Origin of the sequence: Spirulina sp. 06S082 (assembly GCF_034932145.1) — a bacterium.
GTDB lineage: Bacteria > Cyanobacteriota > Cyanobacteriia > Cyanobacteriales > Spirulinaceae > CCY15215.
The window spans coordinates 1-7,378 of sequence record NZ_JAYGHV010000437.1; the positions used below are offsets into that span (position 1 = coordinate 1).

The following is a 7,378-nucleotide window of genomic DNA, read 5'->3' on the forward strand; positions in this document are numbered from 1 at the left end:
TCAGTGCGTGAAAGTTCGCGGATGGCTGCGCTATCAGATGACGCAGAACCGGGGGGTGGCGGTGGCGGAGGGGGTGGCAATGGATTTGGCGGTGGCGGTGGCGGTTCAGGGGCTTTTGGGAATGGAGGGGATGGAGGTAATGGTGGTGATACTGGTGGTGATGGTGGTACTGCCAATGGCAATGGCAATAATGGAGGGATAGGAATGGGTCTAGGAGGAGCTAAAACTAATGGTGGTGGTGCTGATGGTCAGGATAGTGCCAATGGTAGCGGAGGTAATGGTGGGATTTCTGGAGGCAATAATGGCGGCGGTGGGGGTGGTGCCGGCGGTACTGGTGGTGATGGGGGAAACGGTGGTGATGGAATTGCTTTAATTAGCGGTCAGATTGTCACATCTCCAGGTCACTTAACTCTCAGTGGAACGGGAGGAAATGGAGGAAGTGGGGGAAATGGCGGTGGGGGTGGCGGCGGGGGTCGCGGTGTTGGTGGAGGAGGCGGCGGCGGTGGGGGTGCTGGTGGAATGGGAGGAACTGGCGGTTTGGGTTGGTCGATCGCCGGGGACTTTCAAATTCTCTCTGGGTTGACAGATTCCAACTTGAGCAGTGTTTTTGTACTCAATAATAATACTGTGACATTGACAGCCGCAGAAATTGCCAATTTATCAATTACTTTAAGCAATCCAGAAATGTGCTTTTCTTCTCTTCCTTTCCTAGTTCCTGAAGAAAAGATGGGAGATTATGAAGCGCGATCGCGCCGATCTTGTCCTTCATTGTTCGAGTCTTTCTAACTGAGTTAAAATTTCTCGAACGGCGGCTATAATTACTTCTGGTTCATCTATCCAAACAAAATGATCGCTTTTAGAAGCCTGCATTTGTTGACTATTACTGGAGAGTTGGAGTAATTCCGCGTGAATTTCATCTCGCAGGCGATCGGCAGCTTGTAGGGGAAACAAAAATGTTCCTGGCGATCGCTTTAAAAAAGTGTTCGATTTAATATCAATTAAAGGAATATTACTGATTTTAGTCGCTTCTCGTACTTGACGCGCACTGGCATCTAAATTCCATATTTCTCTTGCCATTGTTAGCCAATGTTGGGGACGGTAAAAAGAGCGTTTAACCCTCTTTAAAGTTTCGGGAGAAAATTGACGCAATTCTTTTTTCAGCACTTCAAAACAGCCAATCGTTCCCAATATTCTCACTAATCCTAAAAACGAGCCGAGAACTGACATAATAAACCCTGACCAAAAGAATACTTGCAAAACTCTCAGTTTCCATGACATCGCCAGCATTGCTTTCTCATGTAATCCTTCTGTTAAAATAATTCCTGCTACTTTTTCTGGATACCGAGAAGCATAAAGACGAACATTATAACTGCCAAATGAGTCCCCCACTAAAATATAAGGCGGTTCGATTTCTGCTTTCTCTAAAAGCGTATTTAATTCTTTGACAATCTCTGCACTGCAACGAGGCTTAGAACTCATTTCACTCCAACCATATCCGGCGCGATCGCAAATACACACTCGTGTAATTTTTGCAAGTTCTTCTATTAAAAAATAACCGTCAATTCCCCCCAAACTATGCTCGATAATAACTGTATATTTTCCTGTTCCTTTTGTCAATAAATGGAGTTTGTGGCGACCAATATCAACAAGTTGACCGGGAGGTTTGATTCTGCGCTCTTCTAATAAAGTCGCAACGAGATGATAAACTGTTGTTATCAAAAGCAATAACCATTTAATTTTCATTTCAACCAACCTTGAGTTTCAGTATTGACCATGACACGGCCTAATTTTATATATTCGCTTTGAGTTGCCTTAAAAATGTGTTGCATTTGTACCGATTCTTCCGCATCGGCTGCGAGGACAGCAGCATTGAGAGCAATACTGCTAATATTTCCTCCTGCTATATTCAGTTGACCTAAACGTTCATAGTTTAACTGCTCCGTCGGTGTTTGCGAGGGAAATACTCGCCGCCAAATTTCAGCGCGAGCCTCTTTATTGGGGAAAGGAAAGTTTAAGACAAAAGGGATACGCCGTAAAAATGCTTGATCGATGGAATCTTTTAGATTTGTCGTTAAAATAGCTAAACCTTGATATGCCTCCATGCGTTGTAACAAGTAACTAACTTCCAAATTGGCAAAGCGATCGCGGCTATCTTTGACTTGAGTACGTTTGCCAAAAAGGGCATCAGCTTCATCAAATAATAAAATTGTACCGCCAGTTTCCGCCGCATCAAAAATGCGTTGCAGGTTCTTTTCTGTTTCGCCAATATATTTACTGGTTACGGCACTGAGATCAATGCGAAATAAATCCAGTCGTAACTCTTGTGCCAGCACTTCTGCTGCCATTGTTTTCCCTGTTCCACTAGCTCCGGCAAACAAAGCACTTAATCCCAAACCTCGGCTATTTTTCGCACCAAAACCCCACTCTTCTTGTACCTTAACCTTTTGTCGTAAATGGGCAGTAATTTGCCGTAAAATCTCTTGCAAATTATCAGGTAAAACTAAATCTTGCCAAGTGGCTTTTGGTTGGATGTATTGAGCTAAGTCTTGTAAAGAAGGGCGAGCCTGAAGCCGACAAATATTCCATAATTGTTGGGGCATGATATCAGGTTCAGTCTGTCGAGTCGAGAGAAGCTGCTGGCTGGCAGTCTGAATTAAACTGGCATTGATGCGAAATTGACCCGCAATGCGATCGAGTTGTCCGTTTAAGTGAGGGATAACAGAGGCGAGGTATTTCTCCCAAAGATGCTTGCGTTCTTGATAAGTTAAAGAGGGTACAGAATAGGTCGCGATCGCCTTTCTCTGACTGGAATAGCGTTCTTCACTACAGAGGATAAGTGGGGTTGTGACGGACTCGAGCCACTGTTGAATTGCTCTCTGACGTGGCATATTTTCCCCCCGCAATTCATGGGTATCCAGTAACAGAATGCGACCTCCCAGGATGGCTTCTCGCTCCCAAGTCAACCGGAGAGTATTTAATTCTCCCACATCATGGGGCAAGGCATCAGCCAGCAATACTTGCAAATCAAAACCCATCTGTTGCGCGATCGCATCGGCAATTTGGTATATAGTCTGCACATCCACACCACAAAGTTGCAAAATCGGCCAATCTTGCGTAGCGCGATCGCTTTGCCAAGTTTGAGTGAGTTTCTCCGCCAAAACAGCATGAGATTCGACCAACGAAACTTGTGAGCCAGAAGTGAGTCCCGATTTGACGAATCCTTGCAATGCCGGATCCATCGCCCCTTCCCCAAGGAGATAACAAAGAAGGCGATGATTGAGTTTGAGAGGAGCTTCGGTTAGGATTGTATGCGGCTCTAAGGTAATGAGTTGCCAACTCAGCAAGGGTTTCTGCGGCGAAAGAACATTGAACTCGGCTCCCGGTAGAGCCGCTAAACCCAACATCAGAGTAGGGAAATTAAGATTGGAATTGCCTCGAATTTGCCCGCAGAGTTTGCCAACAGTCGGATCGATGGCTCGAGCCACACACAAAAGTATCAAATCTAAAGCAAAATCAGAAAGTCCAAATTGTTTTTGGAGAGAAGCAAGACTGGAATGCGGCGGCAAGTTTTGGGGTTCAGGAGATAGCGATCGCTGGTTTTCGTGGAAATACTCTAGGGCGCGTTTAATGCGATCGATCCCCTCCATTAAAACCTGTTGGTTCTGCTCGTACCAGCTAAGATTTTGCGAAGAAGCATTGGTCATTATTTTTTCTAGCAGTGTTATAAATTGGGAGGCGATCGCCATAACCCTAATCCATTTCAATGGATTTTTTGTATGAGACAGGGATTTTTAATCCCTGGCGGATCTGGCTATACTCGTCATTTTCAGCATGACAGGCAACTAGCAGTGTTATAACTTGGGAGGCGATCGCCACTCAATCCCGCGAGCAAAATTAAACTTCCGTCTAGATGGCCGGAGGAAAGTATTAATTATATAATGAACCAATAATTGCACGATTAAAGAATAAAATTATGGTTGGTCGTCATACCCATGCTCTAAAGCGTCAATCAATTCAACCGAGCCGAACAGCCCAGAAAAAGGTTGCTTCCCCCTCTCCACAAACGCAACTCAACCGCGCTCAATTGAATAATGATGGGAATGACGAGCAGAGTAAGTCGTCGCCAACAGAGTCTTCTTCCTTAGAACAAGGAGGCAGTCTTTTACACAAAATTCAACCCGCAATGGATGCAGGGCAGCCTTCCCCCTCCGCCCTCATGTCGCAATTGGGCATACAAGCCAAAATGACCATTGGCGAATCTAACGATAAATACGAACAGGAAGCCGATCGCGTCTCCCGAGCAGTCGTGCAACGTCTTCAGACCTCGGCAACAGGTTTGACGGGGAACTCAGGAGATACTTCGGGAGATAACGACAATGACTCGATTCAGCGTAAACCCCTCATGGCAGGAATGAGAGGAAACTCGTCCTTACAGATGCCCCCACCCATTTCCCGCATTCAAGCCAAACCCGCAGCCTTGCAACGCCGAGAAGCCGTAGATGGAGGCGATGCTTCTCCAGGGCTGGAAACAGCAATTAATCGGGCGCAAAGTGGCGGTCAACCCTTAGATACTGGGACGCAAACCTCGATGGGACAGGCAATGGGGGCAAACTTTAGTGGCGTGCGAGTCCATACGGATACCCAGTCCGATCGCCTCAACCGAGCAGTTCAGGCTCGCGCCTTTACCACAGGATCTCATATTTTCTTTAAACAAGGAGAGTATAACCCCGGCAGTCGAGGAGGACAGGAGTTAATTGCCCACGAACTGACCCACGTAGTACAGCAAAATGGTAGTGGCGTAGAATCCAATATTAACCGAGCGCCACAAAAGATTATTCAGCGAAATCGTCTCAGGTTTGCTGATGAAGATGGTATGTTTGCCGAGGTTGTCGATGTTGCGGACACAGCAGCCGCCCACATGGGGACGGGAAGTACGGGTCCAACAGTGGGGGCTGTATCCGAGTTTCTAGGTGGGGGAAGTGTTGGCGATGGTGTTAAATCTGATGTTTTGATGGGAAGCGGTAGCGCCGGGATAGGTGGCGGTGCCTCTATTGCCCATGTCGGTGGCAGTTTGGGAGCAGCCACCAATATATTTAACACTTGCAGGGCAATCAAGGATTTAATCTCCAATGTTCGCAGTGCGAAGAAAGCGAGTGCTGAAATTACAGCCGCCAAAGCCCAAATGCAAGGCGGTCAGACAGGATTGAAAACTTCTGTTTCTATTTTAAATAAGAATATCGGAACAGCTAAATTTAATATTGGCGAGGAAACTGGCAATATTGTCTCGGGTCTCAATGGCATTACTAACGGGATTACGACCTTGTGGTCGGCGTTTTCATCGGCTCCTGGAGCAGTTGCTGCAGTGAGTGGGGCGACTTTCTTAGCTGGATCGGCTTTGGGTAGTGTCTTTGGTACAATCTCTGCTGTTCGCTCGTTTACACAAGCCAGGCGCAAAGCAATACAAATCAAGGAAATTGAAAGAACCATTGGGGTTTATGAGGCTCTGTCGATTAAATGTGAGAATCAAATCAAAGCCGATAACGAGCAATTGCTTGCATGGCAGGAGCAAGTCGACGACAATTACAACAAGCGACTGGCATTGATAAAAAAAATAGAAACGTTGAAGAATGAGCGCGATAAGACAATAGAGGAATATGAAGAGGTTGAGGACCAGCAAAGAGCAGGATTTCAAGGCGCTACCATAAATCCTACAGGAACGGATAGTCCGACAACAGGCGATCGCTTCAAAAAAATTCAAGAAACAATAGCCACAAAGAAAAGGAAATTGACGCAATTATCATCCACATCAGAGCCGTCAATGATACTTTGGCAAGTATTACAGATCCCGATCCTGCGGCAGTTCAAGCGACTCACGAGGATATCTCCGCTAAAGGTCAGGAGATTCCCTTAATCGCTGAAATGGTTGCTGCTCTAACTACTTCAGCCGCCCAACACGAAAGAAGCAAAAAGTCTAAAATGACTGAAGGGACGATGAGTGCAGTGGGTGCAGTGGGTGCAGGAGCCCTCACCCTTGCTTCAGCAGTGGCTTCAACAGCAGCATTAGCTACGCCAATTGGTTGGGGAATTGTGGGTGCTGTGGCGATCGGGGCATTGATTTATGGAATTGGCAAGCACGTTTACAAGAAGATCAGAATCAGTAATGTTAAACGAATGGATTATGAGAGAACTCTACTGGATATATATATCAATAACGGCACGATTCTGAAGCAAGGTCCTGTTGCAGGGTTTAAGGGTGATGGCACACCAATTCCAGGCACTCCCGCACCGTCTCCAGGCGGACCCGACGAAAGGAAACTACATAAATGGTATCGAAAAAACTTCCCAACTGTAGAGCAAAAAGGCTGGTTTAATAAACTTATGAGTAAGAAAAAAAGTGGAAAGCGAACCATTCAACAACGTCTTGAAGAGATTGATGCCTATATGACCAAACAAGCAGTTACGGAAGAAAAGAGCGATGTAGTTTACTATGGTATTGTTGAAGCCCTAACAACGGCTAAAGGGGATGAAGAGGTGACGCTAGATATCGATGGAGTCGAGCAAACTATAACCCTAAAAGATGCGATTACTCAACTTCTGGCCAGTAAGAGTATTAGCGCTAGTGATGTAGTGGCTGATGTTGGAAGCAGTAATGAAGATGTCCTTAAAGCGAAGATAACCGAAGCCATGAAACTTAATGAGATGATTTAATTCATTGCCACCTTAGCAACTTTAGCGATTAGTTCAAATTATGTTTTGGAATAAATCATCAACTAATACAAACCAAACGGAACAGCTTGCACTTCGCCTGCAAAAAGCGGGTTTCAATGCCCAATTTAAACCCGCTAGTCTGGATGATTCTATTGAATCAGTTATTGTCGGTCTCCCCAGTGATGAGCAAAAATTCGTTACGTTTGTTAAATTATCTTTTGCTTCAACTGCTTATCAAGCCATGAAAAAGATGGGAGATCCCGATCTGGAATCAAATCAAGATATTTTCGATGAGTTCGATCATCTACAATTTTATGCTCCCCTCAACATTAAAATAGATTCTAGCCATCTTCAAGATGTTGCTCAATTGAATGAAAAACTTAATGGTAGCTTGCCTTTAATTGGATTTAATTTAGGCCAGTTTAAAGATGTAACTCTGGCTTTTCGGCATCTAATGTTAATGGAGCAAAATAAAGTCAATTTGAAGTTGGTACAGCGAACAATTGATTTAATTTACTTTCTCATTAACGAGTATGCTCCCAAAATAGAAGCTGTTGCAACGGGTCAAACAAAGCCAGACGATCTTGATTTTTAATCTTTCGAGAATTATATTCTATGACATTTAAGATCGGGAAAAAAACGCTCAAAACAGACTTGATTTTATATGACT

Annotated in this window: 6 protein-coding genes; 4 read left to right on the plus strand and 2 right to left on the minus strand. The window is 45.0% G+C overall.

Annotated elements, in window-relative coordinates; all coding sequences use genetic code 11:
- Positions 1 to 786, plus strand: a 786-nt coding sequence (locus tag VB714_RS26250) for a hypothetical protein (protein WP_323228199.1), incomplete at its 5' end; no start/stop codon positions are given.
- Here VB714_RS26250 and VB714_RS26255 read toward each other — a convergent pair.
- The gene (locus VB714_RS26255) at positions 766 to 1,743 is read right to left on the minus strand and encodes an alpha/beta hydrolase (protein WP_323228201.1); all 978 of its coding nucleotides are present in this window, start codon (positions 1,741 to 1,743) and stop codon (positions 766 to 768) included. The two genes, VB714_RS26250 and VB714_RS26255, sit on opposite strands and share 21 nt — an antisense overlap.
- On the minus strand, positions 1,740 to 3,764 hold the full coding sequence (locus tag VB714_RS26260) for an ATP-binding protein (RefSeq protein WP_323228202.1): 2,025 nt from the start codon (positions 3,762 to 3,764) through the stop codon (positions 1,740 to 1,742). Before VB714_RS26260 ends, VB714_RS26255 begins: the two co-directional genes overlap by 4 nt.
- 209 nt (positions 3,765 to 3,973) lie before the next feature.
- Between VB714_RS26260 and VB714_RS26265 the strand changes: the two genes are divergently transcribed.
- From VB714_RS26265 to VB714_RS26275, 3 genes are read left to right on the plus strand one after another with little or no spacing between them, the layout of a single operon-like run.
- Positions 3,974 to 5,911, plus strand: coding sequence for a DUF4157 domain-containing protein (locus VB714_RS26265; protein WP_323228205.1), 1,938 nt, complete (start codon positions 3,974 to 3,976; stop codon positions 5,909 to 5,911).
- Positions 5,827 to 6,708: a hypothetical protein gene (locus tag VB714_RS26270; protein ID WP_323228208.1), complete on the plus strand. Its 882-nt coding sequence runs from the start codon at positions 5,827 to 5,829 to the stop codon at positions 6,706 to 6,708. Before VB714_RS26265 ends, VB714_RS26270 begins: the two co-directional genes overlap by 85 nt.
- Positions 6,709 to 6,748: 40 nt before the next feature.
- The gene (locus VB714_RS26275) at positions 6,749 to 7,303 is read left to right on the plus strand and encodes a hypothetical protein (RefSeq protein ID WP_323228210.1); all 555 of its coding nucleotides are present in this window, start codon (positions 6,749 to 6,751) and stop codon (positions 7,301 to 7,303) included.
- The last annotated feature ends 75 nt before the right edge of the window (positions 7,304 to 7,378 follow it).